The 4,368-nt window shown below is 30.5% G+C and carries 6 protein-coding genes; 1 reads left to right on the forward strand and 5 read right to left on the reverse strand.

Going from position 1 to position 4,368, the window contains the following annotated elements:
* The 5 genes from pheS to infC form a co-directional block, all read right to left on the reverse strand.
* A partial coding sequence (gene pheS, locus VK071_10845) for a phenylalanine--tRNA ligase subunit alpha (protein ID HLR35807.1) occupies positions 1 to 362 on the reverse strand: 362 nt, incomplete at its 3' end.
* A 99-nt stretch (positions 363 to 461) separates the two neighbouring features.
* Positions 462 to 1,253: an RNA methyltransferase gene (locus VK071_10850; GenBank protein ID HLR35808.1), complete on the reverse strand. Its 792-nt coding sequence runs from the start codon at positions 1,251 to 1,253 to the stop codon at positions 462 to 464.
* A 112-nt stretch (positions 1,254 to 1,365) separates the two neighbouring features.
* Positions 1,366 to 1,716 carry a 50S ribosomal protein L20 gene (gene rplT / locus VK071_10855; GenBank protein ID HLR35809.1) on the reverse strand — a complete coding sequence of 117 codons (351 nt, stop codon included), beginning with the start codon at positions 1,714 to 1,716 and terminating at the stop codon, positions 1,366 to 1,368.
* 29 nt (positions 1,717 to 1,745) lie between these two features.
* On the reverse strand, positions 1,746 to 1,937 hold the full coding sequence (gene rpmI / locus VK071_10860) for a 50S ribosomal protein L35 (GenBank protein ID HLR35810.1): 192 nt from the start codon (positions 1,935 to 1,937) through the stop codon (positions 1,746 to 1,748).
* A gap of 16 nt (positions 1,938 to 1,953) precedes the next feature.
* Positions 1,954 to 2,508 (reverse strand): translation initiation factor IF-3, encoded by a 555-nt coding sequence (gene infC, locus VK071_10865; protein HLR35811.1) that lies wholly within the window; start codon positions 2,506 to 2,508, stop codon positions 1,954 to 1,956.
* A 242-nt stretch (positions 2,509 to 2,750) separates the two neighbouring features.
* Here infC and VK071_10870 point away from each other — a divergent pair, with 242 nt between their 5' ends.
* A complete protein-coding gene (locus VK071_10870; protein ID HLR35812.1) occupies positions 2,751 to 4,301 on the forward strand; it encodes an AAA family ATPase in 1,551 nt (516 codons plus the stop codon).
* Positions 4,302 to 4,368: the final 67 nt, after the last annotated feature.

Here is a 4,368-nt window from a genome sequence, read left to right on the forward strand (position 1 = left end):
AACAGGTCTTCTAACTCCTTAATTGTAGATAGTAAAGGATGTCTATGGCCTATATTTTGACTTTTGCTTGATATAGTAATATCTATTTTTTCCTCTTTTAATTTTCTTTCCTTTAATTTAGTCTGCATTTGCTCTTTTGTAGAATTTATTTCTTCCTCTATTTCACTTCTAATATTATTTGCTAATTTTCCCATAACAGGTCTTTCTTCAGGGGATAATTTTCCCATATCCCTTAAAACCTTAGTGAGTTCTCCTTTTTTTCCTAAAAACTTTATTCTCAAATCATCTAGCTCTTTAAGATTGGAGATATCATCCATATACTTTAAGGCTAAAGAACGAATTTGCTCTAACTTTTCCTTCATAATATTCCCTCCGCAAATGTTAAAAATATTGTATATAAATTATTCTTTTATATGTATAAATACGATTATAACATCATTATTTCTGAACCTCAAGGGGTATTAATGCCGTGATTTCATTGCTTCATACATTATTATAGAGGCTGCTATTCCAGCATTCAATGACTCTGCCTTACCAAGTATAGGTATAGTTACATTTTCATCCGATATTTCAACTATGTCTTGACTAACTCCTGAAGATTCATTACCTATCACTAGTAGTAGAGCCCTACCCAAATTCCCTTCATATATAGCTTTGCCTTTCATAGTAGTAGTTAAAACACTTATTCCAGATTTTCTAACTTTATTCAAATACTTTATATTGTCTCCACAAAAATATAAAGGGGTTCTAAATATTGAACCCATAGTAGATCTAACTACCTTCGGATTATACGGATCTACACTACCTTTCCCTAGTATAATTCCATCAATATTAAAGGCATCACCTGTTCTAATTATGGTCCCCATATTCCCTGGGTCTTGGATTCCATCTAAGAAAAGAAGAAAAGGTGTCTCCATACTATAAGACAATTCTACATCTCGCTCTTTAAACTTTACTACAGCCAATATTCCTTGGGGGTTATCAGTATCTGAAACTTCTTGAAATATACTCTCATTGGTCTTTATAATATTTTCTTTTTCCCTTATTTTATTGTAGATCCCTATACCCTGTTTTGTAGTCATCAATTTGTCTGTAAATAATATATATTTAAAATCTATTCCATGGGATATAGCCTCATCTACAATTTTTATGCCTTCAATAATATATAAATTATTTTTCCATCTGTTTCTTCTTCTATAAAGACTTTTAATTTCCTTGATAATCTGATTTTTAGATGATCTTATCTCTATCACATACGGTACCCCCTAAACATAATATTTAAATTAAAAAGAAAAAAGTTCCCAGCAGGAACTTCTATACTTAAAGTTTATACATTTAATCAAATTAATTTAATATCTAGTGGTCTTAATTGTTTTTTACAATTTCAACTAGTTGTGTGAATCCTTCTGCATCATGAATAGCCATCTCTGATAGCATTTTTCTATTAATTTCAATATCGGCTTTCTTCAGTCCATTTATAAATCTACTATAACTCATACCATTTGCTCTTGTTGCAGCATTTATTCTAGTAATCCATAATTTTCTAAAGTTTCTTTTCTTTTGTTTTCTTCCTATATAAGCATAATTTAATGATTTCATAACAGCTTGATTAGCTGGTTTAAATAATTTGCTTTTAGCACCATAATAACCTTTAGCTTGTTTTAATACCTTTTTATGTCTTCTTCTAGCATTTGTTCCTCTTTTTACTCTTGCCATTGTTGTCTTCCTCCTATAATTTAATAATTCTATGGTAGCATTGAGTTAATTCTTTTGTAGTCTCCCTTACTTACTAAAGCAGACTTTCTTAGTTCTCTAATTCTCTTTGGTGATTTTTTACCTGTTAAGTGACTTTTATAAGCCTTATGCCTTTTTAATTTTCCTGATGCAGTTCTTTTAAACCTCTTTGCTGAACCTCTATGTGTTTTCATTTTTGCCATTATATTTCCTCCTCAATTACTCTGTTTTTGGGGCCAGAAACATTACCATATTTCTTCCTTCTAATCTTGCTCTCTTATCTATAACCCCATGTCCTTTAGTCAAATCTGCAAAGTTATTTAATACAGTTCTACCTATATTAGTATGACCCATTTCTCTACCTCTAAATCTAACGGAAACTTTAACCTTATCTCCAGAATCCAAAAATCCATTAGCTTGTCGAGCTTTTACATTTAAATCATGTTCCTCTATATTTGGAGTCATACGTATTTCTTTTACATTAATAACTCTTTGTTTCTTTCTTGCTTCTTTTTGCTTTTTAGTCATCTCATATTTATACTTACCATAATTCATAATCCTGCATACAGGGGGCTTAGCATTTGGAGCGACTTTGACTAAATCTAGTTTTCTTTCATGAGCCTTATCTAATGCTTCTCTTATTGGGACAACTCCCAACTGCTCTCCGTCCTTATCAATTAATCTAACTTCCCTTTCCCTAATCTCTTCATTAATTTGAAGTTCTTTAATAATCCAGCACCTCCTAATTTTTTTAAAAAAATAAAGCGGACACAAAGTGTCCGCTTAGTTCCACAAATATAGCTATCCTTGTCTATACAAGAATACAGTTAATTTTGTTTGTTTATATACTGACCTTAAAAGTTGTTTATACTATAAGGTGAGAAGGACACTTCTACTTTAAACTCTATTTTTAATTACTATGTCATTATATGTTAAATATATTGCTTTGTCAAATTTTTTATATAAAAAGATTAAATGGTTAAACTAATATTAGAAAAAATCTGGGAGGGGATATATTGAAAAAGAAAAATGTGGTTCTCTTTTTTCTAATATTGGGGATTCTTGCATCTATGGTGCTTGTATTCCAATATTTTTTATCTATAGAAGGTTTAGAAAATATTAAAACTAGAGATAGAATCATTGTATGGTCTATTACAGCGATTCTATTAGTATATTATGTAGATTACAGTACAAAGCCTCAATTGGTGCCTTCCATATTAACTGTCGATAAGGATAATGATAGGAAGAATGATATATCTAATATTTCATTCAAAGATGTGGCTGGATTAGAAGAAATTAAAGAAGAGCTTCAAGAAACTATAGATTTTATCAATCACTCTTTTAAATACAAAAAAATGGGTGCTAAGATTCCAAAAGGTATACTCTTTCATGGACCACCAGGAACTGGGAAAACTCTTTTAGCTAAAGCTGTAGCTGGGGAAACAAATTCCAATTTTTTATATGCAAGTGGTTCAGAATTTGTGGAGAAGTATGTAGGGGTAGGTGCAAAAAGAGTGCGCACTCTTTTTGAAAAGGCAAAAAAAGACTCACCTAGTATTATCTTTATTGATGAAATTGACGCCATAGGTACTAAGAGAAATTCGGAATCAAATAATGAAAAAGATCAAACATTAAATCAATTACTTGTTGAGTTAGATGGTTTTAACTCCGATGATACAGTAATTATCATAGGAGCTACAAATAGACTGGATCTTTTGGATGAAGCCTTACTCAGACCTGGAAGATTTGATAGACATATATATATAGGCAATCCAAATATGTCTGCTAGGGAAAAAATTATAAAAGTTCACACAGACGATAAACCCCTAGATAAAAGTCTAAATCTTAATGAACTAGCGAAAAAAACTACTGGTTTATCAGGTGCACAATTAGCTAATATTGCTAATGAAGCTGCTATTATTGCTGTAAGAAATAATAAAAAGATTATTTCATCCTTAGAATTTGATGCAGCAATTGAGAGGGTAATTGCAGGATTAGAATTAAAAAATCCTTCTGTTATGCTTAAGGAAAAGAAAATAGTAGCTTTTCATGAGGCAGGTCATGCCTTAGTATCTAAAATTTTAAACACAGATATAGTACAAAAAATATCTATTATTCCTAGAGGTAAAGCCTTAGGATATGTATTAAAGTTTCCTGATGAAGATAGATATCTGCTAACTAAAAACGAGCTAGAAAATAAAATAATATGTTTACTAGCTGGAAGAGCCGCAGAAGAGATAATATTTAAGGAAGTTACTACTGGAGCAAAAGATGATCTAAACAGTGCTACATCTATAGCAAGAGGAATGGTATGTAGTTATGGTATGAGTCCTCTAGGAACATTGGCTTTAGATGATGTGTATATAAGATATAATTATGATTCAATTAGATTGGAGATAAAGGATATAACAGACGAAGCATATAAAAAAGCCTTAGAGATAATTGAAGAAAATATCAATATACTTAAGGATATAGCCGAAACTCTTATTGAGCAGGAAACCATTGATATCAAGGAATTAGACGAAATATTTAAAAGCCATGAAATTGAATATGATTATGCAACATAAAAAAATGGAAGTTTAACTTCCATTTTTTTATTATTCTTTATTTTCTATTTCATTTACTATATTATCC

It is taken from the genome of Tissierellales bacterium (assembly GCA_035301805.1).
In the GTDB taxonomy this organism is placed as follows: Bacteria; Bacillota; Clostridia; order Tissierellales; family DATGTQ01; genus DATGTQ01.